This is a genomic window from Mesorhizobium sp. B2-5-7, assembly GCF_006440875.1.
GTDB classification, from domain to species: domain Bacteria; phylum Pseudomonadota; class Alphaproteobacteria; order Rhizobiales; family Rhizobiaceae; genus Mesorhizobium; species Mesorhizobium australicum.
On sequence record NZ_VFUO01000006.1, the window covers coordinates 270449 to 295177 of the forward strand.

At 64.5% G+C, this 24729-nt stretch carries 20 protein-coding genes; 6 read left to right on the forward strand and 14 right to left on the reverse strand.

The genetic code is table 11. The annotated features are described in order from the left end of the window. Positions 1-9: 9 nt before the first annotated feature. Both FJ543_RS25260 and oiaX read right to left on the reverse strand, forming a co-directional pair. Positions 10-1338 (reverse strand): four-carbon acid sugar kinase family protein, encoded by a 1329-nt coding sequence (locus FJ543_RS25260; protein WP_140878014.1) that lies wholly within the window; start codon positions 1336-1338, stop codon positions 10-12. A gap of 2 nt (positions 1339-1340) precedes the next feature. Beyond that, a complete protein-coding gene (gene oiaX, locus FJ543_RS25265) occupies positions 1341-2591 on the reverse strand; it encodes a 3-oxo-isoapionate-4-phosphate decarboxylase OiaX (RefSeq protein ID WP_140878016.1) in 1251 nt (416 codons plus the stop codon). Positions 2592-2803: 212 nt separating this feature from the next. Between oiaX and FJ543_RS25270 the strand changes: the two genes are divergently transcribed. Beyond that, a complete protein-coding gene (locus FJ543_RS25270) occupies positions 2804-3517 on the forward strand; it encodes a transcriptional regulator NanR (RefSeq protein ID WP_140617398.1) in 714 nt (237 codons plus the stop codon). Here FJ543_RS25270 and FJ543_RS25275 read toward each other — a convergent pair. The 10 genes from FJ543_RS25275 to FJ543_RS25320 form a co-directional block, all read right to left on the reverse strand. After that, the gene (locus FJ543_RS25275; protein ID WP_140878018.1) at positions 3493-5352 is read right to left on the reverse strand and encodes a hypothetical protein; all 1860 of its coding nucleotides are present in this window, start codon (positions 5350-5352) and stop codon (positions 3493-3495) included. The two genes, FJ543_RS25270 and FJ543_RS25275, sit on opposite strands and share 25 nt — an antisense overlap. Then, complete coding sequence (locus FJ543_RS25280; RefSeq protein WP_140878020.1) at positions 5349-6383, reverse strand: Gfo/Idh/MocA family oxidoreductase; 1035 nt, start codon at positions 6381-6383, stop codon at positions 5349-5351. The genes FJ543_RS25275 and FJ543_RS25280 overlap by 4 nt, the downstream gene beginning before the upstream one ends. Positions 6384-6387: 4 nt before the next feature. Then, entirely contained in the window at positions 6388-7452 is a 1065-nt protein-coding gene (locus FJ543_RS25285; protein ID WP_140661496.1) for an ABC transporter permease, read from the reverse strand. Beyond that, positions 7452-8993, reverse strand: coding sequence for a sugar ABC transporter ATP-binding protein (locus FJ543_RS25290; RefSeq protein ID WP_140715156.1), 1542 nt, complete (start codon positions 8991-8993; stop codon positions 7452-7454). Before FJ543_RS25290 ends, FJ543_RS25285 begins: the two co-directional genes overlap by 1 nt. Next, a complete protein-coding gene (locus tag FJ543_RS25295; protein WP_015318944.1) occupies positions 8990-9652 on the reverse strand; it encodes a DUF2291 family protein in 663 nt (220 codons plus the stop codon). Before FJ543_RS25295 ends, FJ543_RS25290 begins: the two co-directional genes overlap by 4 nt. 138 nt (positions 9653-9790) lie before the next feature. Next, the gene (locus FJ543_RS25300) at positions 9791-10732 is read right to left on the reverse strand and encodes a D-ribose ABC transporter substrate-binding protein (protein WP_015318943.1); all 942 of its coding nucleotides are present in this window, start codon (positions 10730-10732) and stop codon (positions 9791-9793) included. 269 nt (positions 10733-11001) lie between these two features. After that, positions 11002-11829, reverse strand: coding sequence for a phosphogluconate dehydrogenase C-terminal domain-containing protein (locus tag FJ543_RS25305; protein ID WP_015318942.1), 828 nt, complete (start codon positions 11827-11829; stop codon positions 11002-11004). Between the two features lie 96 nt (positions 11830-11925). Next, positions 11926-12933: an ABC transporter permease gene (locus tag FJ543_RS25310; protein ID WP_140617393.1), complete on the reverse strand. Its 1008-nt coding sequence runs from the start codon at positions 12931-12933 to the stop codon at positions 11926-11928. Next, positions 12930-15407, reverse strand: coding sequence for an ATP-binding cassette domain-containing protein (locus tag FJ543_RS25315; protein WP_140617392.1), 2478 nt, complete (start codon positions 15405-15407; stop codon positions 12930-12932). Before FJ543_RS25315 ends, FJ543_RS25310 begins: the two co-directional genes overlap by 4 nt. A gap of 72 nt (positions 15408-15479) precedes the next feature. Beyond that, the gene (locus FJ543_RS25320; RefSeq protein ID WP_140617391.1) at positions 15480-16502 is read right to left on the reverse strand and encodes an ABC transporter substrate-binding protein; all 1023 of its coding nucleotides are present in this window, start codon (positions 16500-16502) and stop codon (positions 15480-15482) included. A gap of 353 nt (positions 16503-16855) precedes the next feature. Here FJ543_RS25320 and nanR point away from each other — a divergent pair, with 353 nt between their 5' ends. The 4 genes from nanR (at position 16856) to FJ543_RS25340 (ending at position 20677) form a co-directional block, all read left to right on the forward strand. Next, the gene (gene nanR / locus FJ543_RS25325) at positions 16856-17572 is read left to right on the forward strand and encodes a transcriptional regulator NanR (protein WP_015318938.1); all 717 of its coding nucleotides are present in this window, start codon (positions 16856-16858) and stop codon (positions 17570-17572) included. A gap of 101 nt (positions 17573-17673) precedes the next feature. Beyond that, on the forward strand, positions 17674-18939 hold the full coding sequence (locus FJ543_RS25330) for a ribulose-bisphosphate carboxylase large subunit family protein (RefSeq protein WP_318011583.1): 1266 nt from the start codon (positions 17674-17676) through the stop codon (positions 18937-18939). A 46-nt stretch (positions 18940-18985) separates the two neighbouring features. Next, positions 18986-19831: a phosphogluconate dehydrogenase C-terminal domain-containing protein gene (locus FJ543_RS25335; RefSeq protein ID WP_140878024.1), complete on the forward strand. Its 846-nt coding sequence runs from the start codon at positions 18986-18988 to the stop codon at positions 19829-19831. An 18-nt stretch (positions 19832-19849) separates the two neighbouring features. Next, positions 19850-20677 (forward strand): sugar phosphate isomerase/epimerase, encoded by an 828-nt coding sequence (locus tag FJ543_RS25340; RefSeq protein ID WP_140878026.1) that lies wholly within the window; start codon positions 19850-19852, stop codon positions 20675-20677. 11 nt (positions 20678-20688) lie between these two features. Here the strand turns inward: FJ543_RS25340 and mtnA are convergent, their stop codons facing one another. Together mtnA and mtnK are read right to left on the reverse strand one after the other, a co-directional pair. After that, positions 20689-21783 carry an S-methyl-5-thioribose-1-phosphate isomerase gene (mtnA, locus tag FJ543_RS25345; RefSeq protein WP_140878028.1) on the reverse strand — a complete coding sequence of 365 codons (1095 nt, stop codon included), beginning with the start codon at positions 21781-21783 and terminating at the stop codon, positions 20689-20691. Next, positions 21780-23054, reverse strand: coding sequence for an S-methyl-5-thioribose kinase (mtnK, locus tag FJ543_RS25350; RefSeq protein ID WP_140878030.1), 1275 nt, complete (start codon positions 23052-23054; stop codon positions 21780-21782). The genes mtnA and mtnK overlap by 4 nt, the downstream gene beginning before the upstream one ends. A 136-nt stretch (positions 23055-23190) precedes the next feature. On the opposite strand from mtnK, the gene FJ543_RS25355 reads away from it, so the two are divergent. Beyond that, a complete protein-coding gene (locus FJ543_RS25355; protein ID WP_140878181.1) occupies positions 23191-24702 on the forward strand; it encodes a sugar ABC transporter ATP-binding protein in 1512 nt (503 codons plus the stop codon). The last annotated feature ends 27 nt before the right edge of the window (positions 24703-24729 follow it).

Consider the following 24729-nt stretch of genomic DNA (forward strand, 5'->3'; position numbering starts at 1 on the left):
GCTCGTCGACTAGCTTCCCAGCCGGATCGTCTCGAAATAGGCGTCGGTGCCGACCTGGCCGCCTTTCAGTGCGATCTCAAGACCGTCGATTTCACCGCCGCCATGGGCGACGCAGAGCGGAGATCCCGGCGATTGCGGCAACGGCATGCGCACGGTCAGCGCGTCGATGGCCAATTGTCCGAGCGCGTGGCTGGACGTATCGCCACCAGCGATCACCGCGCGCTTGAGTTTCTGCTCGGCGATCAGACGGCGCAGGATGGTCCCCAGGGCCCGCCCGAGCGTGTTCCGGGCGCCCTCGATCCGGTCGATCTCGGCGCCGCGATCGGCCTGTGGACCAAGCGCGGTGTAGAGGATGACGCTGCGGCCCTTGGCAAGGCTCGCCAGCCCGGCCGCGACCGCCTGCTCGATCGCTTCGCCGGCGCCCTCGCGGACCAGCCGCATCGCATCCATCTCAATACCGTCGAACCCGTGGGCGAGTGCGTGGCGGATTTGCTTTTCCGTGGTGGGCGAGACGCTGCCCGACACGACGGCGAGCCGATCCACCGGACCGGGCGACGCGAATGCCGCATGCCCCGACACGATGCCTTTGGCGGCCCACTCGGCAAGCAAGGCATATTCGGCGCCGGAGGATCCGACGACAAAACCATGGCCCTTTTCATGGATGCGCCAAAGCTGTTCGCCGACCCGCTGCTGAGTCCGGAGGCTATCGACGTCGAACAGGACGATGTCCTTGTCTCGCAGGATCTGATCGACCGTTTGCGAAAGATCGTCCGCCTGCAGCGCCGCCAGGTCGACCAGACCGGAACGTAGGCTGGTCTGGCGCGAAAGGTGGATGAGCAGGTCGGCCTCGTCCATCGGCGTCACCGGATGCCTGCTCATCACCGGATGCCGGTCGATGCGGAAATACGCGCCGCGGAATGCCGCGAAGAGATTGCCGAAGGCGGTGTAGCGCTTGAGCTGCGGCGCCCCGACCACCATTGGCACGCTCGCTCGGCCGAAAATACGCCTGCCGATTTCGGTGGCGCGGCCAATGCTGCCGACCGCCGGGCTGGAATCGAAGGTAGAGCAGATCTTGTAGTGGCAGATCGCCGCCCCGAGGCCTTTCAGCCATTCGAAGGCCGGCGTCAGGTTTTCCTCCATCCATTGCGGCGTTTCGCTTCGGCTGGTGCCCGCCAATCCAACCGCGCGGCAATGCGAAAATCGCGCCAGCAAGGACGGATCGGGCTGGTTCATGAACAGCACCGTCGGAACGCCGCCGAGCTCAAGCGCCTCCATGACGTCCGTCGAACCGGTAAGGTCGTCGCCATAATAACTGAGGAGCAGGTTTTGCGCGGCCATGCTCATGCTGCCTTGCCGTCGCCGAACTTTTCGATCGATCGGGCCAGTTCGATGTGATCGCGGGCATAGTCCGCCAGCGCAATGCCCTCGACCGCCGCCTGCCAGGCTTGCAGCACGGCCCGCACGCCGGCACCGGGTCCGTCCGGATGGCTGACGATGCCGCCGCCGCAGAGGTAGAGGAGGTCGACCGTGCGGCCGGTGCGCTCATAGGTGTCGGGTGCCTGGCCGCCCCATTGGCCCGAGCAGGCCACGGGCAGCGCGCAATCGTCTGATGAAAACAGCGGCGTCGTCACTGCCTCGAAGGAGCGGATGAAGGAATCGTCCGGCTCCCAATATTTCGAGCCGATGCCGTTGATCTGGAACTGGTCGACGCCGAGCAGCCGCCAGAATTGCTGCCAGACCTTGAAGTCCATGCCGAGGCCGGGGTGGCGTGTGAGAATGTCCCAGCCATTGCGATGGGCATGCAGCACCAAGCCGGAACGCTTCCGCAGAAAAGCCATGCCACCGAAGCCGATCGAGTTGATGTTGACGACCGCGCAATTGCCGCCGGCTTGGAGCACAAGATCGTGGTTGCGCATCATCTCGTCGGGATCGGCATGCGAGATGCCGAAGGCATACATCACCTTCTTGCCGGTCTTCTGCTCATGGTCGAGAATCCCTGGCATGATCGCCTTCACCCGCTCCGCCAGCGGCGAATAGGCAGGGCTCATCAGCTTCTCGTCGTCCTTGATGAAATCGACGCCGGCCTCGATCAGTTCGCCCACCATCGCGGCCGTCTCGTGCGGCCTGAGACCAAGCGCCGGCTTGACGATGGTACCGATGATCGGGCGGCCCTCGACACCGGTCAGCCCGCGGCTGCCCGCAACGCCGAACTGTGGACCCGGATGGGCACCCCGGTATTGTTCCGGCAGCTTCATGTCGATGAGGCGGATGCCGGACAGGCCCCTGATCGAATAGGTGCCACCAATGGCAATGGTCATCAGTGCCGACAGGTCGGTGCCGATGGCGTCGAAGGGGAAGGCGATGTCGACATCGGCGCGCCGGAAGGGCCCGCTGCCGGATCCCGGGAGAGAGGGTTGCGTGGCATCCGGCAGGTGCCGGATCGCCAGCACGCGCGCCGCCACGCGCGCCTTCAGCTCCTCGGTCTCGCCCGGCAGCGCGACGAAGGTGCCGGTCGACTGGTCGCTGGCGATCTTGGCGGCCAGCGCCTCGATGCTGCCAGGGGTTTCGATGCGATAGGTAAGCGTGATCATGGTCGGTCGGCCGCTCGAAAAGGGTTCGAAAAAAGTTTCGTCGCGCAGGAAATCTGGTATAATGAGTACATAAGTATTGCAAGAAATATCCGCGCCTCGACAAGAGCGGTGGGCTGCGGCAAAGCTGGAGCGAACCCGCTCCAGGCGCGGGCATTCCGGTAATCCTGCCGGGAATGCTAAACAGGAATCGGGCCAGGGAGTGATTCGTCACGATGAACCGTTCGGAGCCGATCGTCCGGCGCAAACTTTCCGACGAAGTCTTTGCAAGACTGAAGCGGCTGATCACCAGCGGCGAACTGCAGCCGGGCGACGACATGCCGTCCGAGCGCGAGTTGATGGAGCGCTTCGAGGTCGGCCGGCCGGCGATACGCGAGGCCATGCAGGCGCTGAGCAATATGGGGTTGGTCGCCATCTCGCATGGCGAGCGCGCCAAGGTGCTGCAACTCACCGCCAAGTCGATCATTAAGCAGGTCGACGGTGCGGCCAAGATCATCCTGTCCTCGTCCCGGGACACGCTGGAGCACCTGAAGACCGCGCGCATCTTCTTCGAGCGCGGCATGGTCAGGGAAGCCGCGGAAAGGGCCAAATCAGAGGATGTGCAATTGCTGAAGGCGACCGTGGCCGAGCAGCGCGCCGCGCGCGGCGATTCCGAAGCCTTCATCTCCGCCGACATGAAATTCCATACCCAGATCGCGTCCATTTCAGGCAATCCGATCTATGTCGCCGTCAGCGAAGCCACACTGGGCTGGCTGAAGGAATACCACACCGAAATGCTGATCTGGACCGGCAAGGAAAAATACACGCTGACCGAGCACGAAGAGATCATCGACCGCATCGAGCACGGGGATGCCGACGGCGCCGAGAAGGCGATGATCAAGCACCTCGAGCGCTCGCGTGCGCTCTATGTGATGAATTCCGAGAAGTAACCGATCCTGGTAATCGCATAGGGAGACATCACGAGATCGCCCCGGCCAAGCGCGGAAGCGTCGACCCGCATGTCGTTCGGTGTCAGGTTCGCCAGCCAGACGATGGTCTCGCCCGACGCGGAGCGGCCGGCCAGCGCCAGGACCCGCGTCTCGTCGCTCGTCGTGGCGGAAACATGCGTCAGCCCGGCCAACTCACAAAGCCCTTCAATGGCCTGGAAAATCGGCCGCGGCGATCCCTCTGCGGCGGATTCGCCCGATCCCGCGACCACGCCGAACGGTCCAGCGAAACTGGACAGAGTCAGCATCTCCAGTCCCGCCGGCGCGACCCGCGCGGCATAGCCGATCGTCCATGCGGCGGCGAACTGCGCGGCGTGGCGCGGGTCGCGGTTCGCCATGGCGATGCGCTGTCCCTGAGGATTGTCCTTGGTCGCGCCGCCATAAGGGTTCTGGCGCATGGCGATCGTCGATGGTCCGATCCGGTACGGCTTTGTCCCGAAGATCGCCCGCGTGGACCGGGTGATGAAGGGCAGCGCCTCCAGCGATTGCATCACGCTGAGATCGTCGGCGGTGTGCACGATCGGATTGGTGCAGTGGGTGATGAAATCGAGCTGGCCGGCTGGAACGCGCTTGCGGTTGAGTTCGGTGAAATAGCTGAACATGCCGCCGCCGAGGCGGAGGCCGGGAAAGCCCCGGCGGGCGGCCGCGTAGACGTCCTCGAGCGGTGGGCATGCCGGCCAGGCACTGCCCGGCGGCGTCGATTGCCGGTCGACCGCAGGCGACACCGCGATGGCGTCGAGCCGCAGGCCTGCCCGGCGCACCATGTCGGCGATCTCGGAAAGTTCGGCGTCCAGATCGCCGTCACAAGCGACCACGCACTCCAGCGTCGTCGAAACAGGATAGGCGGCCGCCAGCCGGGCATGGGCGCGCAGCGCCTCGAGGCCGTGACCACGCGTCGGGTCGAAGTGGAAAAGCAGTTGCCGGGGACCGAGCCCTCGCAGCAACGGCAGGTCGGCAAATGCCGCCTCGATCTCCTCGGGATAGACCACGATGCCGATATCGGGCAGCTTCGCGCCGGCTTGCCCGAGCTCGACGCGGACCGGTTCGGCCGGCGCCGCCGAGGCAGGCACATTGGCATCGCCGGTGATGCGCAGGCTGATCGTCTGGCGCATCGGTTCGCCGGCTGGCAGCACATACGGCCATGGCAGCGCCAGCGGCCGAACATAGGTCTTGTAGGAGGCGTCCGACCAGTTGCGCTGGTCCTCCATCTCGAAAATATCGCCTTCCATCCGGCATTCGGCGCTGAGGCCGGGACGCACTTCATGGGTGATGGCACGCAGATCCTTGAAGGGCTGCCACGGGTCGATCAGATCAGGTAGCTCCGTCTCCACCACGCTGCCATCGGTGTGCTCCACCGTCACCGGGCTGCCGGCGAGGCCGGCGATCGGATGCAGGATGCAGAAGCCGCAGCGGTTGGTCTCGAAATCGCTCCCAGGCAGTGCGGTCACATCGAAAACCAGCCTGCCGTCGGCGGAACCTTCGATCGTCGCGTGGAAGCGGAGGCTGCTGTCATCCGGGCCGGTGCAGCTCGCCTCATAGCGTATCGAGAAACGGTCGTCCTTCTGGTCGACGGTCAGATCCGTCAGCTCCGGCTCATAAGTGCCCCAGTCGCGGTCGCGCACGATGTAGGCGATGGCGCGCAGCACTTCGATGCCGCCGTGGCGGATAGTGCGCAGATTGCCATTGACCAGCTCGGCACTCAGCGCACCCGCCTGCAGCAGGATCGGCGCCGCTTCGGCCGCCCGTGTGCCGTAAAGATCGAACGCGTCGGCTGTCATTTCAGCAAGGCTTCGATCTGCACCGGCTCTCGGCTGGCGGCACCCGCATAGGCAGCCTCGACCAGGGCGAATGTCCTCAGATTGTCCGCGCCTGAAGTCGCCGGTTCCTGGCCTGATGCAAGGCAGCCGACCCAGTGCCGCTGGATGGCCAGCACGCTTTCCTGGATGTTGTGCCAGGGCCGCGAGGCCCAGGGCAGCAGCGGCGGCGAGACGTCGCTCACCTTGGTTCCGCTCTTGCCGGTGACGGTCAGCCGATAGCCTTGCGCCAGCCGGATCGTGCCGTCGCTGCCGTCGAGTTCGATGAGCGTCTCCGGGAACGGCTCCACCGCAAGCTTGGTCGCATAACTGCAATCGACCACCGAGGTGGCGCCGCCAGCGTGGTCCATGAGGATCGTGGCGACATCCTCGCCGGCGATGGCCGGGTTGATGCGTTTGGTCCGCGCGGTCAGGCTCGACACATCGCCGAGCAGGAAGCGGGCGATATCGAGGATATGGATGCCGAGATCCTCGATGATGAAGCGCTTTCCCGTCGCCAGATAGGGCTGGCCGGAAAACACGTCATAGCCGGAGCGAAAGGAGATGCGGCCGAAGAAGGGCGTGCCGATCTCGCCGCTGTCGAGCACGGCGCGCACCGCCTGTATGGGCGACTGCCAGCGGAAATTCTCGTGCACCATCAGCGGCACGCCGGCGTCGGCGCAGGCCTTCACCATCGCCTTGGCATCGCTGAGCGTCGGCGCGAACGGCTTCTGGCAGATGACGGGAACGCCGTGCGTGGCAGCAATCTCGACCAGCGCGCGATGGCTGCCCACCGTGGTTGCGATGTCAACGAAATCGAGCGTCTCGGCGGCGAAAAGTTCCGCCGCATCGGTGTAGCGCCGCGTCACGCCGAACTGGTCGCCGACTATCTTGAGCCGCTCGGGATCGCGGTCGCAGACGGCGATGATCGCGGCGCCTTCGATGTCGCGCCAGGCATGCATCTGGTTGACGGCGAAGAAGCCGCAGCCGATCAGCGCTCCACTTAAGCCCGCCATTCTCTCAACCCGCCTTTGCCATCTGCATGAGGGTGACACGCTGCTGCAGCCGGCGCTGCGCCTGGTCGACGACCACGGCGACGATGATGACCAGCCCCTTGATCACCATCTGCCAGAAAGAACTCACGCCCATCATCACCAGCCCGTCCGACAGGATGCCGATGACGAAGGCGCCGACGATGGTGCCGCCGATCGTGCCGCGCCCGCCCGACATCGAGGTGCCGCCGAGCACCGCCGCGGCGATGGCGTTCAATTCGAAGCTCTCGCCCGTCGCCGGATGCGAGGCCATCAGCTCCGAGGAGATGATCAGGCCGACGATCGCCGCGCAGAAGCCGGAAAACATGTAGACGAACATCTTGACCATGTTGACGCGCACGCCTGAGATGCGCGCCGCCCTCTCATTGCCGCCGACGGCGAAGATGTGCCGGCCGAGCGGGGTGTAGCGCGCGAGATAGGCAGCCCCCAGCGCCACCACGATCAGAATCCAGATCGACACCGGCAGGCCGAGCAGCCGGCCGGCGCCGAGGAAGCCGAAGCCGGTGGTGCCGAGTTCCGGCTTGCCGACCAGGTTGGGGAAGGTGCGGCCGTCGGAGGACAGCAGCGCGAAACCGCGCGCGACATAGAGCACGCCGAGCGTGGCGATGAAGGGTGCGACGTTGAGCCTGGTGATCAGCAGCCCGTTGACGGCGCCGATCGCTATGCCGACCAGAAGCGTGATCAGGGCGATCTCGACGACGTTGAAATAGATGGTGTAGCCGATCTGCAGGTCGATGCCGTTGAGCACGAGATAGCCGGCCACCATGCCGCACAGGCCGACGATCGAGCCGACCGAAAGATCAATGCCGCCGGTGATGATGACGAAGGTCATGCCCATGGCCAGGAAGGCGTTGAGCGCCACGTGCTTGGCCATCAGGATCAGGTTCGCCGCAGACAGGAAGTTCGGCGCGGCGATCGAGAAGAACACCAGGACCGCGATCAGCGCGATAAAGGTCCTGAGCTTCATCAGTGTCAGCAACGCGGAGCCGCCGGAGGCGGAAGGAGCGGTCGCCTTGGCCGGAATGTCAGTCATCAGCGTTGCTCCCCATGTGCGGCCGGTCCGTGGCCCAGCGCCGATGCGGCGACGATCACCGCCTCCGTCGCTTCGGCGCGGTCGAACATGCCGGTCAATCTGCCATTGCTCATCACCGCGATGCGGTCGGACAGCGCCATCACCTCGTCGAGATCGGAGGTGGCGAACAGGATGCCCAGCCCGTCGCGCGAAAGCTTGCGCATGGTGCGGAAGACATCGGCCTTGGCGCCGACATCGATGCCACGGCTGGGCTCGTCCATCAGAAGCACTTTCGGTCCGGTGAGCAGCGCCTTGCCGATCACCACCTTCTGCTGGTTGCCGCCCGACAGCGACGAGACTTCCTGCGCCGGGTCGGCTACCTTGATTGCGAGTTCCCGCACCATCTGCATCACCGCCTGCCGCTCGGCGCCGCCGCGGATGTGGAACAGGCGCACGAAACGCGACAGGCTCGCCAGCGTCAGGTTGCTGGCCACCGAGAGGATCGACACCAGCCCTTCGCGCTGGCGATCCTCGGGGATCAGTGCAAGCCCGCGCTGGATACGGCGCGTCGTGTCGCGCTCCTTCACTTGCCTTCCGGCGATGAAGATCTTGCCGCTGGCATGGCCGTGGCGGCCCATGATGCAGTCGAACAATTCGCTGCGCCCGGCGCCCATCAGCCCGTATATGCCGAGGATTTCGCCGGCGCGCAGCGACAGCGAGACATGGTCGACCGCCAGTCCGCCGGTAACGCGCGGCAGGCAGATCTCCTCGGCGCGGAAGATTTCCTCGCCTGGCTGGTGGCCGTCGGCCTTGGCGAAATCCTTGGCATCCGAGCCGATCATCTGCCGCACGATCCACTGCGTGTCGACGTTCTTCATTTCCTCCTGGCCGGTGATGCGGCCATCGCGCAGCACGGTGACGGTGTCGCCGATGCGGATCAGTTCTTCCAGCCGGTGCGAGATGTAGACGATAGCGACGCCGCGCGCCTTGAGGTCGGCGATCACCTTGAACAGGATTTCGACTTCCGTAGCACTCAGCGCCGAGGTCGGCTCGTCCATGATCAGGATCTTGGCGTCGAGCGATACCGCTTTGGCGATCTCGACCAGCTGCTGCTGGCCGATGCGCAAGTCCTCCACCAGCATGTCTGGCCGGATGCCGGCCTCGAGCCGGTCGAGGAATTCGCCCGCCCGCTTTTCCTGTGTCTTGCGATCGATCTTGCCCAGCCGGTTGGTGATCTCGCGTGTGGCGAAGATGTTCTCGGCCACGGTCATATTGCCGAACAGGTTCAGCTCCTGGAACACCATGCCGATGCCGCGCGCGACCGCGTCTCCCGACGAGGAGAAGGAAACCTCTTCGCCTTCGAGCAGGATACGGCCGAGGGTCGGCTGCTCGACGCCGGCGATGATCTTCATCAGCGTCGACTTGCCGGCGCCGTTTTCGCCGACCAGCACGTTGACGGCCCCCTTGTGCACCTCGAAGTTCGCCTGCTTGACCGCGACCGTGCCGGCATAAACCTTCGAGACGTCCTCCAGCTTGAGGATAACCTCGTGAGCGGGGCTCATGGCTTCGGCCCGATCTCGGCCTCCGCCGGGGTCACCAGCGGCAGGTCCTGGCCGCCTTCGATCGTATAGGCGCCGATCACCTTGGCGGTGCGGCCCTCAAGCGCCTCGCGAGGCAGTTTGGACAGCACGGTCTTACCGGCATAGGCGTTGAAGGCCTTGCCGAACTGGGCGAAGTCGATCTGATTGGTGAAGTCGTTGAACTGGACGAAATCGAGGCTGTCTCTAAGTGCGGTGCCGCGTATCGCCGGCCCGATCTGGACGCGCGCATCGGCCTTGTCGTCGCCGTCCACGTCGACATCCATCGTTGCCGCGCGCGACTGCGTGTTGGCGGCGACGATCTTGCCCTCGACGCGGACCGCGAAGGTCCATGGCGAATTCGCCTGCTTCCTTGGATTGCCGTATTTGGCGCCGGCCGCCGCCGGATCGGTTTTCGCCAAGGCATGGACCTCGGCGAACGGCCCAGCCTTCTGCCTGAGGTAGGGGATGACCTTCGGGGCCCAGATGTCCTCGACCATCTTGTCCGGGTTAAAGGCAGACGCGCTGTTTTCACTCTGCGCCACCGGCGTCGGCAGGATTTTGCAACCGCCGAGGCCAAGGCCCGCGAGCGCGACAAGCGTCAGCCAACTAAAAGGGGTTAGCCAGGTCAATGTCTTCGGCATGGCGGTCAAAAGCACCCGGAACGTGAAATTAGAGCAATTCCAGGAAAACTGTGAAACGGTTTCCCGTCCGGAATTGCATCAAAATAAAGCACTGAGGGGCGAACGCGTGTCCGCCCCTCGCAATTATATCGTGCCGGCTCAGTTCTTCAGCGCGAAGGTTTCCAGCTTGGCGGCATTGTCGCCATTGATGAGCACGCAGTCCATCAGCTGCTTTTCCTTCTCGGGCGACTTCTTGTTCTTGATGAAGTCGTTGGCCTGTTCGACCGCCATCTGCGCCTGGGCGTAGGCCGGCTGCAGCACCGTCGCCTTGATGCCGCCCGAGGTGATGGAATCACGCACGTCGTTCGAACCGTCGAAGCCGACGACGATGACATCCTTGCGGTTCGCCGCCGCGAGCGCCGCATAGGCGCCCATCGCCATCGTGTCGTTGCCGGAGATGACGCCCTTGATGTCGGGGTTGGCCTGCAGGATCGATTCCATCTTGGAATAGGCCTCGGTCTGGCTCCAGTTGGCCGATTGCTGCGCGACCATTTTCAGGTCCGGATAATCGTCGATGACGTCATGGTAGCCCTTGGAGCGGATGCCGGCATTGGTGTCGGATTCCTTGCCGACCAGCTCGACGAAATTACCCTTTTCGCCCATCAGCTTGACGAACTCCTGCGCGCCGAGCTGGGCGCCCTGGTAGTTGTTGGAGACGATCTGCGCCACGGCAACGCCTGTGGCGTTGATCTCGCGATCGATCAGGAAGGAGGGAATACCGGCGTCCTTGGCCTTCTGCACGGCGGCGACGGTCGCGTCGGCGCCGGCATTGTCGAGGATGATCGCCTTGGCGCCGCGGCCGATCGCGGTATCGATCAGCTCGGACTGCTTGTTGGCGTCGTCGTCATGCACCAGCACCAGCGCCTCGTAGCCGAGTTCCTTGGCCTTGGCCTCGGCGCCGACGGCTTCCGCCTTGAAGAACGGATTGTCGTGCGATGGGGTGATGATGGCGATGAGGTCCGCCGCGTAGGCGGGCATCGCCGTGCCGAGCGCCAGCACGCCGGCGAAGGCGGCAAGCGTCATTCTGCGTGTCAGTTTCATGAAGTCCTCCCGTTTGAAAAGCCTGTGTCTCGATCGTTCGAGCCACTTGTCTGTGTTTGAATTCGTCAGCGTGTGAAGGTTGCGGAACGCCCGGGCTCAAGCCACCAGCTCCGCCAAGGCAAGTTCCTATTCCCCCATCCTCCACCCGCCTCAGCATCGAACTCCCGGCGAAGCGTGATCCGAGCGAACATTAGCTTAGCTAACTGGTATGATGAGTCAACCACAAATTCAGGTGATCTGTACCTAAGGCAGATCTGTGCCTAAGACGCTCAAGTGATCCGCTGGATGCTGGCCGCGATCTCTTCGGGCTCGAAGACGCGCTTCCAGTCGTCGCGCATCAGCACCGGCTTGCCAAACTCGATCGCCTTGTTGCAGGCATCCGAGAACACCCCCTTGGTTTCGCCGAAGATGACGGCGCCGAGCACGTTCATGTGGCCAAGCAGGAAGTCGAGTGCCGCCTGCTGGTCGACGCCGCGCGCCACCACCTCGTCGACCGCTTCCTTCATGACGACCAGCAGCGAGGCGCACACCGTTTCCGAAAGTCCCGGCTCGAGCAGCGCCATCTGTTCGACGGAAACGCGGTGCGAGCGCATTACCGGCGCCCAGATGATCTTGGCGATAGCCTCCCCCTTGGCGTAGTCGGCCTCCGGTCCCTGCATCAGTGCGCTGACCATGTGCTGCTTGGCCTTGACGCCGCCGAAATAATCCTTCTTGGCTGCCATGTCGGTCTCGTCGTTGAAGATCGGCGGATGACAGGGATGGGTGACGAAGTAGGTCAGGTCGGGACGATTAGGCAGATGGCCGGCAAACGGTGCGGCGGCATCGAGCACGATGACCATCGTGCCCGGCGCAAGCTTGCTCTCGATGCCGGCCGCGACCTTGCCGATATGGGTGTCGGGCACGGCCAGGATCACCACGTCTGCGCCTTCCAGCGCCTCGTCGGCGCTGACCGTGTCGAAGCCCAGTCCGGTCTTCAGCCGCTCGCGCCCGGCCTCGCTGACCTCGACATGGCGGATCGTATAGGGCGAACCGCGGAAATTGGTCGAAAGGCGGTAGCCCATTTTGCCACCGGCACCGAACAGCGCAATCGTCGTCATCTAGCCCTTGCTCCTTGGTCGCGGGACGCCGGCATTGCCGATCGTCATCTTATCTACTGGTATGATCACTCTACCACAGCTTGGCAAGAGAAATCATCACTCGGATTTCAGCGTGCCGTCGTCGCCTGCGCGGTCCACGGCGGCTCGCCTCGACAGCACCTGCCGGCCGGCCAGCGCCAGAACGAAGATGACGACGATGCCTTGCACGATGTCCTGCGCACCTGGCGGCAGGCCGACGATCTGCATGGTGGTGACGATGAGGATCAAAAGGATGCTGGCGAACAGCGTGCCGACGGCGCTGGCCGAGCCGCCGAAGATCAGCGTTCCGCCAAGAACCACCGCAGCGATCGACTGCAGGAGATAGGGCTGGCCCATTTCGAGGAAGGCGCCGCCTATATAAGCGCCGAGCAGCAGCCCGTTGAGCGAAGCCAGCACCGCCGAGATGATGAACGCCGACGCGATGATCCGGTTGTTGCGGATCGCCGCCAGTCGCGCGGCGGTGCGATTCTGGCCGACCGCCGACAGCAACTGTCCGAACACCGTGTAGCGCAGCACGAACGCGGTCGCGGCCACGCCGACAATGGCGATGACGGCCATGATCGGCACGCCGGAGACGCGGCCCGTCGCCAGCGTCTTCAAGAGCGGGCTGACGGCGAAACCCGATATGGCGCGGTTCGACAGCAGCGTTGCCGTCGCCAGCACATAACCCGTCGCCAGCGTGGCGATGATGGCTGGTATGTTCAGCCCGACGACGAGCAGCGAGTTCAAGCCGCCGACCGCAAGGCCGAGCAGGATCGCCGCACCCACGCCGATGGCGAGGTTGGCATCCTGGCCCTTGATGGTGAGCAGCGCCACGAAGGCGCTGAGCGTGATCACCGACGCCACCGAAAGGTCGATATTGCCGCGCCCGGTGGTGACGACGAACATCTGGCCTATGCCGACAACGGTCAGGAACGACGCCGATAGAATGATGCCCGACAGGCTGGAGAGGCTGAACCGGTTGGTGACGATGGACAGCACCAGCCAAAGCACGAGCACGCCGATCGCCGACCAGACCCAGCGGTTCTTCTGCGCCCACAGGCTGAAGGCGGCGAGGCCGTTCATTGTTCGCTCCTGCGGTCGGCGGTCAGGCTGCGCAGCGTCAGCAGGGCGATGAGGATCAGCCCTTGCGTTGCCGCGTTGAAGTCGCTGCTCACGTTCAGCGTGCCGAGCAAGGCGCCGATCAAGGCCAGCGTGACCGCCCCGGCGACGGCGCCGACCGGCGAGATGACGCCGCCCAGCAGCGAGCAGCCGCCCATCACCACGGCGGCGACGCTGAGCAGCGTGAACGAATTGCCGGAATTGATATCGCTTGCCGTGTTGATCGCGGTCAGCGACAGGCCGGCGGCAGCCGCGAACAGTCCGGCGACGAGGTAGCGCACCAGCGCATAGCGCGTCGGCGACCAGCCGGAGCGGATCATGGCGGTCGGATTGTTGCCGAAGCCGCGCAGCACCACGCCGAGCGGCAGCCGGTCGATCACCAGCACCACCAGCGCGACCGCGGCGATTAAGATGATGGAGGTGGGCAGGAAACCCAGTGACCAGCTGAACATCGCCGACAGCCATTCGGGGCTGGCGCCGCCCGGCGTCGGCTGCAGCGCGTAGCCCAGTCCCATCCAGATGAAAGAGGCGCCAAGCGTGACGACGATGGCTGGGATCTTGCGTGCCTGGATCAGGCCGCCAAGCCCGGCATAGGCGGCGACCGCCGCCACCAGCGCCAGCGCGCCGAGCCATGGCTGATCGTAGAGCAGCGTGGCGGAAAGCACGCTGACCAGGCCGGCAAAGGCGCCGACGCCGAGATCGATCTCGCTGCCGCCGACGATGAACATCTGCGCCGCCGTCACTAGCACCAGCGACAGCGCCGGCATCAGGAGCAGGTCGAGCCCGAAGATCGAAGCGACCGCCGGGTTGGCCGAGATCATCACCGCCAGCACGGCGGCGAGGCCGATGAAGGGAGCCGCGTTCACCAGCCGGCGGGCAAGCCCGGCGCCGGCAGAGCCGCTGCGACCGGCGCCGATGGCTTTGTCCGCCTGCTGGGCAAAGGACGCTCCAACGATGGCTGATTCCGTGATCGCCTCGCCGGCCAATTCCTTGACGATGCGGCCGCCGGAAAACACCAGCACGCGGTCGCAGGCCAAGAGTTCGGCATCTTCGGTGGTGTGCCACACCAGCGTGCGCCCGCTGCGCGCGATCTCGTTGCAGAGCCTGTAGAAGTCCTGCTTGGTGGCGATATCGACGCCGCGCGTCGGATCGTCGAGCAGCAGGATCGGCGTGTCGGCGACGAGCGCCCGGGCAACCAGCGCCTTCTGCTGGTTGCCGCCGCTGAGTTCGAGGATGTTGGAGCCGAAGCGCTTGTCGTCGAGCCGCAGCCGGCCGGCCGCTTCGGCCGCCGCCTCGCGGTTGGCACGCTGCGAAACCAGCCCCAGTGCCGGACGGCGGGCAAGGCTGCCAATGCTGATGTTTCCAAGCACGCTCCACAGCGGGAACACGCCTTCCTTCTGGCGGTCGCCGGCAATGAAACCGGCATCGCCGCTCCGGGTCACCGCGGCCCCTCTGGCGGAATCCGGCTCGAAAATGGCGTGCAGCAACTCCTTCTGTCCGCTGCCCTCGAGCCCTGCCAGTCCGATGATCTCGCCGCGGCCGATCTCGATGTCGCGGCCGAGCCCGGCAGTCAGGAAGCCGGACAGTTTGACCAGCGCCTCGCCGCTGCTGGCGGCAGTCGCGCTGTGCTGGTGGATCGAATTGGCGTCGCCGCCCATGAGCTGCACAAGTTGGCCAATCGAAGTGCCGGCGACATCGCCGCGCCAGGCGGTGCGCCCGTTGCGCAGCACCATCACCTGCGTGGCGATGTCGATGATTTCCTGCAGCTTGTGGCTGATGAAGATGAAGGCAAGGCCGGATTTGGCTCGTTCGCGGATGAAGGCCCGCAACTGCCTCGAGCGGTCGAGGTCGAGCGAGGAGGTCGGCTCGTCGAGCACGATCAGCTTGACACCCGGCGTGGCGGCGGCGCGCGCGATCTCGACCATCTGCCGCTCGGCGATGGAGAGATGGCCGACTTCGGCGTTCACATCGATGCCGTTGGCGGGAAAGACGGCGTCCAGCGCCGCCCGGGCGCGGGCTCGATAGAGCGCGCGCCAGCCCGGCCGGTTGCCTGCGTCGCCTGGCGTTTCCAGGAAGAAGTTCTCGGCCACGGAAAGGTTGGCGCACAGCGACAGTTCCTGATGCACCATGCGGATGCCGCGCCTTTGCGCCTCCGCCGTGTCGTAGTCGGCGAAGCCCACATCCTGGCCGGTGAACGAAATCGAGCCGAGGGTCGGTGACGTCGCCCCGCACAGGATGCGCATCAGTGTCGATTTGCCGGCGCCGTTGCCACCGACCAGGCCGATGATTTCGCCGGCCGAGACGGCGAGGTCGATTTGCGCATTCGCCAGCGTCGGCCCGAAGCTCTTGGTGATCCGCGACAGCGAGACGACGTTTGGCCTGGTGTCGGGCACCGTAGCGGCTGCACCCTCCGGATCGGTTACGGCGAGATGGGACATTCGTCCTCCGTTTCTTACGGGCAGGGACCGGGCGCGGCCGTTTGGCGCGCCCGGTCCCTGGCAATGGCAGCCTTACTTGCTGAGCAGGTTCTGCTTGACCCAGTCGAGCGAATAGGTAGGGCTGATGATCTGGCCGCCCGGCAGCTTCGCATACTCCTTGAGATTGCTGGCATCGACCGTCGCCACCGGCATGATCATCAGCTTCGGTGCCTTGCCGCCCTTGAGCAACGAAAGGCCGAGCCAGAACGCGGCGCCGCCAATGCCCGGCGTGGTGTTCATCGAGACGGTCTGGTAGCCGTTCTTGGCATTCTCTTCGGCCCACCATTTGACGAAGTCGGTGCCGCCGCCGCCTTCGATGATCGGCATCTTGCCGGCATAATCGCCGCCATACTGGACGAAGGCCTGGGCGATGCCGACATCGTCGCTGCCGCCCTGGCCGAGCACGGCGTCGACATGTGGCAGCGAGGGCAGGACGTTGGCGATCGCCGCCTGCGCGACCGAGGCGGTCGCCTGGCCGTAGACGGTGGCAACAACCTTGATGTCGGGATATTTCGCCAGCACCGACTGCTGCGCGTTGAACATGTCGTTGTCGGGCGCAGAGCCCTTCACGCCGCGCACCTGGATGACGTTGCCCTTGCCGCCGATCATCTTGAAGACGGCTTCGGCCTGGGCCGCCTTGTAGCCCTTGAAGTCGAAGTTGAGCTGGTAGTTGCAGGGCGCCGAAGCAACCGAATCGAAGGAAACGACGATGATGCCGGCCTTGCAGGCCTTTTCGATGATGCCGTTGACCGCGGTCTCCGAGGCGGCGTCGACGGCGAGCACATCGACCTTCTTGAGGATCAGCTCGGCGATCTGGCTGTTCTGCTGCGCCACCGAGCCGTCACCGTTCATGATGATGTAATCGGCGATCTGGCCACCTGCCTTGGCTTCCTTGGCCGAGGCCTCGAACGCCTCCACCATCTGGTGGCGCCAGGTGTTGCCGTAATAGGCGTTGGCGAGCGCGATCACCGGTTTGTCCGACGATGCGATCGCCGGCAAAACAGAAGCACTGGCCAGCGCGGCGCCGGCAAGCGCCGCCACAATTGAAAACTTCATGATCTCTCCTCCCAAAAACCGGCCGACCTGATCGGCTCGTCTGTCACTCCGTAAAGGTGTCTCTTCCGAAGGACACCATACCAGCTACATGTTATACCAGCATACCAAATAGGCAAGCCACTCGGAACCTCATTTGACTGCGTCGACGGGAGCAACGCGCCCGCCGGGTTCTCCGTCTCATCCCTGGCCAGTCGGGCCGTGCCGACACTATGTTTGCCGTCACGCGCCGCATTGAGACTGGCCACACTGGACGCTAGGTCATCATATATGTAATGTCAATTATTAGCGGGGACCTTGCCTGTTGGTGCGACTCGGGATCGATTGCCCCCGGGAAACGATCAGGAGAGATGCGGATGGAACCGGTCCAGAAGAAGAAGTTGTATGTCGAGGTGCTCGATCGGCTGATGGCGGCGATCTCGACATCCGAATTTCCGCCCGGTTCCCAATTGCCGTCGGAAAAGGAACTGATGACGATGATCGGCGTCGGGCGGCCGTCGATCCGGGAAGCGATGCTGACGCTGCAGCAGATGGGGCTCATCCGGATATCGCACGGCGAACGGGCGCGCGTCATCAACCCGACGCCGGAGGTGATCGTCGATCAGGTCTCCGCGGCAATGGTCATGATGCTGGCGACGAATTCGCGCGGCCTCGAAGAACTCAAAGAAGTCAGGCTCTTGCTGGAAACGGGCCTGGTTCGGATCGCCACGCGACGCGCCACGGCCAAGAGCCTGGAACGGCTTGCCGGGACCTTGCGCCACCTACGCGAGGCGAAGGGCGACCAGGCTCGGTTCGTAACCGCCGACATGGAATTCCACGCCGTCATAGCGGAAATGAGCGGCAATTCGATGATCGCGGCCGTGGCCAAGGGCATGCTCGAATGGCTGTCGCGCTTCAAGCGCGATCTCGTGGCCGTGAAAGGCGCCGAGCGTCTGACGGTCGAGGAACACGAACGCATCTACAAGGCGATCGCCAGCGGCGACGCCGAAGGCGCCAGCGCCGCCATGGCGGACCATATAGGCCGCGCCAACGAACTCTATTCGAAACTGGCGGGCAACGACGGCGGGGACTGACAGTCGCAAATTTTTTGACCGGGAAAACTCATGTGATGACATGATATCTTTTTGATGCTATCGCTCCCGTTATGAAGTTCATTCCAGCCGGGAAGCCTCCATTGACCGGTCGTCTTAACGCCACCTACCTGATCGAAACCCGCTATCCCATGGAGGTCGCCGCGGCCGCGATGGCGGGTGAGCAATCGAGCGGGACATTCCGTCCGATCCCTGGGGAGACGCCGGAACTGCTGCTCAGATTTGGCGCGCGCGTCGAATTCATCGAGGATCTTGGCGAGGTCGATGGCGAGGCGTTGCCGTTTTCGCGCGCGCCCGGAGATGCGGCGGCCGTCAGGCCGCGCCGGGCCAAGGTGGGTCTTTCCTGGAACATCGAGAACATGGGCACCGTGCTGGCTTCGGTCTGGTCGACGGTGCTCGGCAATCTGTTCGAGCTGCATCATTTCTCGGCCATGCGTCTGCTCGACGTCAGCTTTCCCGATGTCTTCGCCGATGCCTATCCGGGGCCGGCTTTCGCTGTCGAAGGCACGCGTCGTCTGACCGGTGTCACGGGACGGCCGCTGATCGGCACCATCGTCAAACCGAGCATCGGCCTTACGCCGCGGGAGACCGCGACCCTGGCCGATACGCTGATCTCAGCCGGCCTCGACTTCATCAAGGACGACGAACTGATGGGAGATCCCCCGCATTCGCCGTTCGAACAGCGGTTCGAGGCGGTCATGGCTGTCATCGACCGGCACGCCGACAGGACCGGGCGCAAGGTCATGTACGCGGCCAACATTTCCGGCGACATCGACGCCATGCGCCGCCAGCTCGACCTGATCGAGCGCCGTGGCGGCACCTGCGCCATGCTTGTCCTCAATTCCGTCGGCCTGTCGGGTGTCGTCAAGATGCGCCGGCATTCCGCCGTCGCGCTGCACGGCCATCGGGCGGGCTGGGGTCTCTTCAGCCGTTCTCCTGATGTCGGCATGAGCTATCTCGCCTACCAGAAATTCTGGCGCCTGGCCGGCACCGACCACATGCACGTCAACGGGCTGTCCAACAAGTTCTGCGAGCCCGACGATTCGGTGATGGCATCCGCCCACGCCTGCCTCACTCCGATGTTCGGCCGGGCCGACCGCCCCGATACGGTGATGCCGGTGTTTTCGTCCGGACAGACCGCGGTGCAGGCGGGCGAGACCTATGGAAGGCTCGGCACGAACGATTTCATCTATTGCTGCGGCGGCGGGATCATGGCGCATCCCGGCGGTCCGGCCGCCGGCGTTCAAAGTCTGCACGATGCTTTCGAAGCCGCCGCGGCAGGCATTCCCGCGCGCGACTACGCCGCCACGCATCCGGAGCTCGAGGCCGCGCTGCAAGCGTTCGGCTGAATCTGCGCCATCGGCGCGCCATCAAGAGGAAATGGGAGAGAAGCAAATGACGACATCCGTGGCGGTGCTTGGAGCCGGAGGGAAGATGGGCTTCCGCGTGACACGCAAGCTGATCGAAGCAGGTTACGATGTCCGCGCCGTGGAGATCGGCGAGGCCGGCCGCAAGCGGTTGGGAGAAGCCGATATCGCCGCCGTCGCCATGGAGGAAGGCATTCCCGGCGCCAAGGTCGTGGTGATGGCTCTGCCGGACAACATCATCGGCCAGGTGACGCGGCAGGTCTCGCCGATGCTTGCCAAGGGCACCATGATCCTCGTTCTGGATGCGGCCGCACCCTATGCCGGCGACCTGCCCGGCGATCGACCGGATCTCACCTATTTCGTCGGTCATCCCTGCCACCCGCCCTTGTTCGGTGACGAGACGGAGTGGGCCGCGCGTCGCGACTATCATGGCGGCATCGCCAGGCAGTCGATCGTCTGCGCCCTGATGCAGGGACCTGAAGAGGACTACGCGCTTGGCGAGGAGGTCTGCAAGGCGATGTGGTCGCCGATCATCGACAGCCATCGGGTCACGGTCGAACAATTGGCGATCCTGGAGCCTGGCCTGTCCGAGATGGTTGCCATGCCCTTCGTCGACACGATGGTCGAGGCCGTCGAGGAGTGCGAGCGCAAATATGGCATTCCAAGGCAAGCCGCGCTCGACTTCCTGATCGGTCATCTGAATGTCGAGATCGCCATGTGGTTCGGTTTCTCGCCGAAAGTGCCGTCCGACGCCGCACTGCGCCTGATGCGCTTCGCCAAGGGCGTCGTGGTCCGTGACGACTGGCGCGAGGCACTGTCGCCGGCCAAGGTGAAGGAAGCCTCGGAATTGATCGTCTACGGCAAGGGAGCCTGAGCCCTGCCTTCGCGGATCATGTCGGTATCGACCGCTCTCTTCGACGGCTATTCCATGGAATTGGCCGTCGAGGAGATTGCCGCTGTGGGTGCCGCCCACGTCGAGCCGGCCTTTATCAGCGGCTATGTCGATTTCGACGAGGGTCTGTTTGCGGCTGCGCACGCCGCGAAGCTGCGCCGGGCAGCGGAACATGCCGGGCTTGGCATCAACGCCGTGTCGGCTCATCTCGACCTGTCGGGGCCCGATGCGATCGAAGCATTGTCCCGGCGGATCGGCTTTGCCGCCAGTCTTGGCGCTTCGTTCCTGATCACCAATACCGGTCCGGCGAGAAACAGCGCGGCGATCCGCGCGACGATCGACGCTCTCCTGCCGAGGCTGGAGGAGGCCGGCATGGTTCTGGCGCTCGAAAACCCCGGACATGGCAGTGGCGATCTGCTCGGCAGCGCGCGATCGGGGGCAAGCTTCGTCCGCGACATCGGATCGCCGTACGTCTGCCTGAACCACGATGCCGGCAACATCTTCACTTACAGCGGCGAGACGATGCAGCCGGCGCAAGATATCGCCGATGCCATCGACACGGTTGGACATGCTCATCTGAAGGATGTCGTCAGCACCGGCGAGGGATGGGCCTTCTGCGCCATCGGCGACGGCTCTGTCGACTATGCATCCTACTGGGCCGTGCTGCCCGCCACGCTGCCAGTCAGCATCGAACTGCCGTTGCGGCTGCAGCGCCCGCAGCGCAATGATCCCCAGCGGCGAAGCACGCCGGTGGATATCGGCACCATTCGCGGCGCCTTGCGGCGCTCGCTGGAATTCGTGAACGCGCTGGACAATGCCGAGTTCTGAGCGCGGCCCGCCTATCCCCGCTCGGGGAACATCGCCTTCAGCCCCTCGCGCGACGCCTTGGCGATGCCGCGCTCGGTGATCAGCCCGGTGACCAGCCGCGCCGGCGTCACGTCGAAGGCGGGGTTTGCCGCAGGCGTTGCTTCGGGCGAGACGCGTACCTGGGCGATCTCGCCGCTCGCGGTCTTGCCCCACACCAGCGAAACCTCGTCGCCGGAACGTTCCTCGATCGGGATTTCGGCAAGTCCGTCGCCCACCATCCAGTCGATGGTCGGCGAAGGCAGCGCAACGTAGAACGGCACGTCGTTGTCTGCGGCGGCGAGCGCCTTCAGATAGGTGCCGATCTTGTTGCAGACGTCGCCGTCGGCGGTGGTGCGGTCGGTGCCGACGATGACCATGTCGATTGCGCCGCGCTGCATCAGATGGCCCCCGGCATTGTCAACGATCAGCGTGTGCGGCACGCCGTGGCCAGCCATCTCCCAGGCGGTGAGTTGGGCGCCCTGGTTGCGTGGGCGTGTTTCATCGACATAGACATGGACCGGAATGCCGGCTTCGACAGCGAGGTAGATCGGTGAAGTGGCTGTCCCGTAGTCGACCGTCGCCAGCCAGCCGGCATTGCAGTGGGTGAGGATATTGACCGTCTCGCCCGGCTGCTTGCGCGCCGCGATATCCTTGATGATGGCGAGACCGTTCTCGCCGATGGCGCGGTTGAGCCCGACATCCTCGTCGGCGATCTCATTGGCACGCCGGTAGGCGGCCGCGGCGCGTTCACCAAGCGGCAACGGCCGCAGAAAGCGCCGCATCTCGTCGAGCGCCCAGCGCAGGTTGATCGCCGTCGGCCTGGTATCGTGCAGTATCTCCCACACAGTGTCGAGCGCTTCGTCGGATGCATCATCCGTCATCTGCATGGCGACGCCATAGGCCGCGGTGACCCCGATCAACGGTGCGCCACGCACCCACATGTCGCGGATCGCGGTGGCGATGGCGGCGACCGTGACGAGCTTCTCGATACGGAACTCATGCGGCAGCCAGCGCTGGTCGATGATCTCCACCGAGCGGCCGTCGTCGCTCAGCCAGATGGTCCGAAAGTGGCGGTCGCCGACGTTCAAATGCTGTTCTCCTGTTCAATCAGCGCGGCCAGATTGTTGACCTCGTCGATGCTGTGGATCTGGCGCCGATTGACGGCGATGTGGCGGCCGAATTTCAGTGCCTTCGCCTCACAACTGGCGCGCAGATCTTCATCGGCAATGGTCTCGAAGTCTGCATTGTGCGCGAGGCCAAGGATGCGCCTGTGAACCTCGATGCCGGCAAAGCCGAGCAGATCGTCCCAGATCTGATGCAGGACATTATCGAGTGCCTGCTCGGCGCCCAGCCGGTCGCCCTGATCCTCGAACAGGCTTTTTTGATAGAGCATGCCGGTGCGCTCGGTGCGCCATAACAGCGAGAACTCGGCGCGGAACACGGCCCAGGTCTCGGCCGTGACGCCGAGCAGATAGGCACGCATGGCGTCGCGCCTGCCGTTCTGCTCATGCCCGCGCTGCGAGAAGAAGGACATCCAGAAATTGGCGAGCAGCATGCCGACGTCGAAGGCCATCGGGCCGTAGAAGGCGAACTCCGGATCGATCATCCGTGTTTCCTGATCGGTGACCATGATCGAGCCGGAATGCAGGTCGCCATGCAAAAGCGTCTCGGCATTGGCGGCGAACATATGCTTCAGCCGCTGCGCCTCCACCTTGAGGTCGCGGTCGGCCCGCAGTTCCGCCACCAGCTCATCGAGCTGCGGACTGGTGTGGCGGTTCATCTTGGCGTCGAAATAGGGGTCGGAAAACACCAGGTTCTCGGTGATGTCGCAAAGCTCGACATTGTCGGCGAACAGCGCCAAATCCGCCTTGCGCTCCTTGGTCACCATCGACAGGTCGGAACCGCGAAACAGCGTGCGGGCCATGAACAGGCCGATATCCCTGGCAATGTTCGGCAATCGGCGCCCGTCGATCAGGGCGCGCCTGAGAATGATGTGGGGCGGTGCCAGATATTCCATGATGATCAGCGCCTGGACCTCGTCGAAGTAGTAGATCGCCGGCACCGAGCCCGGCGCGCGCGCCTCTTGCCGGGTCAGCGCGTGGTATTCGAAGAAGGAGCGTTTTAGCGGCAGCGGCCAGCTGTCGCCGACCAGGCGGACATAGGGCAGGGCCTGCTTGACGATGGCGCCGCCACTGGCGCCTTCGACGATGAACACCAGGTTCAGATTGCCGTCGCCAACCTCGCGAACTTTCCAGGCGCTCGCATCCTTGCCGATCTTCGCGCACAGCGCTTCGTTCGTGCCGAGACGGGTTGCGAGCGTCTCCACCGACAATGCTTCGAACGGCAAGTTCCCAGTCATCCTTGTCCCTCCCGCCTATGTGCTCCGATCATAAGGAGCCCAAGCGGCGGGGCCAAGCTAGGAAGCTGTCTGGCAATTGTCAATCGTGTTGACAATTGCCTACATTGACCATAGCGTCATGACCAGGGAGGAACGCATGGTCGGCAATGCCGTGTTCCGCGTAGAGGGACTGAGGAAATCCTTTGGCCGCAACGAGGTGCTTGGCGGCATCGCGGTGGACCTCCATGCCGGCGAAGTGACCGTGCTGATGGGCGCCAACGGCGCCGGCAAATCCACCCTCGTCAAGATCATCAGCGGCGTCTACGAGCGTGGCGGCGGCTCGATGACCCTCGCCGGTGCGGAGTTCGCGCCGAACACGCCGGCGGAGGCGATCCGCGCCGGCGTCGTCACCGTGCACCAGAACATCAATGACGGCGTGGTCGCCGACCTCGATGTCGCCACCAATCTCACGCTGGACCGGCTAAGCGGCCGCGGCGTGCCGACCCTGTTCAATCCCGCTCGCGTGCGCCGTGAGGCCAAGGCGGTCGCCGACCGCATGGGGCTGGCCATCGATTTGAAGGCGCGCGTCAGCGATCTTTCGCTGGCCGACCGCCAGATGGTGGCGATTGCCCGGGCGCTGGCGCACCAGCCGAAAGTGCTGATCCTCGATGAGCCGACCTCGTCGCTCTCCAGTGCCGAGGCCGACAGGCTGTTCGCGCTGGTCGACCGTCTGCGCGAGCAGGGCGTGGCGATCCTCTATATCTCGCATCGCATGTCGGACATCAGGCGGCTCGCCGACCGCATCGTCTCGATGCGCGACGGTGTCGTATCGGGCGCCTTCGATGCCAAGCCGCTCGATTATGAAGGTGCGGTCAACGCCATGCTCGGCCGCAAGATCCATCTCGACCGGATCGTGGCCAGGAGTTCCGCCAGGGCGGTCCTGAGCGTCGAAGGCCTGCGCATCGCGCAGGGCGCCAGGCCGATGTCGCTGACACTCGGCGATGGCGAGGTCGTCGCCATCACCGGCCTCGTCGGCGTCGGCAAGACCGCGCTTGCCGAGACGCTGTTCGGTGTGCGCCGGCCGCTCGACGGCACCATGACGATGAACGGCAAGCCTTATGCGCCGCGCTCGGCGGGCGACGCGATCGCCGCCGGCGTGTTCCTCGTCGCCAAGGATCGTGCGACCAGCGGCATCGTCGACGGCTTCAACATCGAGCGCAATGTCAGTCTGCCGTTTCTGAAGCGCATGTCCAGTCTGAGCGTGCTCAGGCGCCGCCTCGAACGCGCCACCGCGCGCAGGCAGATCGAGCAACTGGGCATCGTCTGCCGCTCCGAGAAGGACGAGATGTCGGCGCTGTCGGGCGGCAACCAGCAGAAGGTGATGGTCGCCCGTTGGATGGCGCAGAATGCCGCGCTGTTCATCCTCGACGAGCCGTTCCAGGGCGTCGACATTTCCGCCCGGCGCGATATTGCCGCCAAGCTGAGGGCCAGCGCCAATGGCCGCGCCACGCTTCTGTTCGTCACCGAACTCGATGAAGCGCTGGAGACGGCCGACCGCATCCTGGTGATGTCGGAGCACACGATCGTCGGCGAACACCGCAATGCCGATGTCGACCTCGACCGCCTGCTGGCCGAGGTTGCCGGTGGACCGCTGCACAGCGCTGCCTGAGCGTGGCGGCCGATGGAATTGGAATGG

What these genes read in the sequence shown, in the direction of transcription:
- FJ543_RS25295 (WP_015318944.1), bottom strand. Translation starts at nt 9,652, where the DNA reads ATGCCGAAGACATTGACCTGGCTAACCCCTTTTAGTTGGCTGACGCTT.
- FJ543_RS25285 (WP_140661496.1), bottom strand. Translation starts at nt 7,452, where the DNA reads ATGACTGACATTCCGGCCAAGGCGACCGCTCCTTCCGCCTCCGGCGGC.
- FJ543_RS25290 (WP_140715156.1), bottom strand. Translation starts at nt 8,993, where the DNA reads ATGAGCCCCGCTCACGAGGTTATCCTCAAGCTGGAGGACGTCTCGAAG.
- FJ543_RS25315 (WP_140617392.1), bottom strand. Translation starts at nt 15,407, where the DNA reads ATGTCCCATCTCGCCGTAACCGATCCGGAGGGTGCAGCCGCTACGGTG.
- nanR (WP_015318938.1), top strand. Translation starts at nt 16,856, where the DNA reads ATGGAACCGGTCCAGAAGAAGAAGTTGTATGTCGAGGTGCTCGATCGG.
- FJ543_RS25280 (WP_140878020.1), bottom strand. Translation starts at nt 6,383, where the DNA reads ATGGCGGGCTTAAGTGGAGCGCTGATCGGCTGCGGCTTCTTCGCCGTC.
- FJ543_RS25260 (WP_140878014.1), bottom strand. Translation starts at nt 1,338, where the DNA reads ATGGCCGCGCAAAACCTGCTCCTCAGTTATTATGGCGACGACCTTACC.
- FJ543_RS25340 (WP_140878026.1), top strand. Translation starts at nt 19,850, where the DNA reads ATGTCGGTATCGACCGCTCTCTTCGACGGCTATTCCATGGAATTGGCC.
- FJ543_RS25275 (WP_140878018.1), bottom strand. Translation starts at nt 5,352, where the DNA reads ATGACAGCCGACGCGTTCGATCTTTACGGCACACGGGCGGCCGAAGCG.
- FJ543_RS25305 (WP_015318942.1), bottom strand. Translation starts at nt 11,829, where the DNA reads ATGACGACGATTGCGCTGTTCGGTGCCGGTGGCAAAATGGGCTACCGC.
- FJ543_RS25310 (WP_140617393.1), bottom strand. Translation starts at nt 12,933, where the DNA reads ATGAACGGCCTCGCCGCCTTCAGCCTGTGGGCGCAGAAGAACCGCTGG.
- FJ543_RS25270 (WP_140617398.1), top strand. Translation starts at nt 2,804, where the DNA reads ATGAACCGTTCGGAGCCGATCGTCCGGCGCAAACTTTCCGACGAAGTC.
- oiaX (WP_140878016.1), bottom strand. Translation starts at nt 2,591, where the DNA reads ATGATCACGCTTACCTATCGCATCGAAACCCCTGGCAGCATCGAGGCG.
- mtnK (WP_140878030.1), bottom strand. Translation starts at nt 23,054, where the DNA reads ATGACTGGGAACTTGCCGTTCGAAGCATTGTCGGTGGAGACGCTCGCA.
- FJ543_RS25355 (WP_140878181.1), top strand. Translation starts at nt 23,191, where the DNA reads ATGGTCGGCAATGCCGTGTTCCGCGTAGAGGGACTGAGGAAATCCTTT.
- FJ543_RS25300 (WP_015318943.1), bottom strand. Translation starts at nt 10,732, where the DNA reads ATGAAACTGACACGCAGAATGACGCTTGCCGCCTTCGCCGGCGTGCTG.
- FJ543_RS25335 (WP_140878024.1), top strand. Translation starts at nt 18,986, where the DNA reads ATGACGACATCCGTGGCGGTGCTTGGAGCCGGAGGGAAGATGGGCTTC.
- FJ543_RS25320 (WP_140617391.1), bottom strand. Translation starts at nt 16,502, where the DNA reads ATGAAGTTTTCAATTGTGGCGGCGCTTGCCGGCGCCGCGCTGGCCAGT.